At 68.8% G+C, this 1,059-nt stretch carries 1 protein-coding gene; it reads right to left on the minus strand.

Translation table 11 applies throughout. The features are described 5' to 3' along the window. Positions 1–307: 307 nt before the first annotated feature. Positions 308–1,024, minus strand: coding sequence for a hypothetical protein (locus ACIRS4_RS38975; protein ID WP_404205132.1), 717 nt, complete (start codon positions 1,022–1,024; stop codon positions 308–310). Positions 1,025–1,059 lie beyond the last annotated feature (35 nt).

Genomic DNA, 1,059 nt, shown 5'->3' on the forward strand with positions numbered 1-1,059 from the left:
CGCAGCGGATGGCCCAGTCGGGTGTGCCCGCCACGCTGGAGATCTGGCGCGGCCAGGTGCACGCGTTCCCGGCCATCTTCCCCAACATGCCGGAGAGCCGGGCCGCCCTCGCGCACGTGGCGCGGTTCGTCCGCGAACGCATCGAATCCGGAAGCATCGCCCGCACAGCGTGATTCGATGATGTGGGGCTCGGGGTCGTGGCCTCGGGCCCCACATCGACAGTCGGGACAACGCGAAACCCCCGCCCGGATGACCCGGGCGGGGGTTTCGACGTACAGCGCGCGGTTACTCGGCCGGAGCCGGAGTATTACTTGGCCGGAGCCGGGGAGATGTGCGGGCCGTTGATGGTGGTGAAGTACTGGATCGCGGCGGCGATGGCGACCGGCGCGGTGATCAGCAGCTGACCCGCGATGGTGCCCAGGAAGCCGACGGTGGCGGCGCCCACGAGGCAGCCGATGACCGGGCCGGCGCCGAACAGCGCGGCCAGCGGGGCCGAGGCCAGACCGGCCACACCGAAGCCGAGGACGCAGCCGACGGCCGCGGCGCCCAGGCCACCGACCAGGGTCGCGACGGTGGCGCCCAGCGCGATGGTGTCCTTCATGCGGTTCCAGGCGGCCTGCTCACGGTCGTAGTCCGACTTCCAGGGAGCCTGGTCCTCGTACGGCAGGGCGACATCCTTGGCGACCGGCGTGTAGGTGGCGTGGTCCATGTCGTACTGCGGGGTCAGGGTCGCGGTGTGGTCGGAGATCTCCGCCGCGATCGGGAACTCGAAATCGTCCACGCGCACCTTCAGCGGCATGCCGGCGACGACGTTGCCGTTGGCGGCCTTGATGACGAAGTTGCCGTTCTCGACGACCATGGAACCGGCATCCGTGCGGATGATGGTGTTGGTCTCGGAGTTGGTGGCGGTGTAGTTGATCGCACCGTTGTTGTCGGCGGCGGGCGCGGCGTTCACGGTGCCGGCGGTGACGCCCAGAGCGGCGATGACCAGCGCGGAAACCGCGGTGAAGTTCTTGAGACGCATGTGTTCGAAATTCCCTCTTGAGATGAGCGGTGTGC

Source organism: Streptomyces sp. NPDC101166 (genome assembly GCF_044768125.1).
Lineage (GTDB): Bacteria > Actinomycetota > Actinomycetes > Streptomycetales > Streptomycetaceae > Streptomyces.

What these genes read in the sequence shown, in the direction of transcription:
- ACIRS4_RS38975 (WP_404205132.1), bottom strand. Translation starts at nt 1,024, where the DNA reads ATGCGTCTCAAGAACTTCACCGCGGTTTCCGCGCTGGTCATCGCCGCT.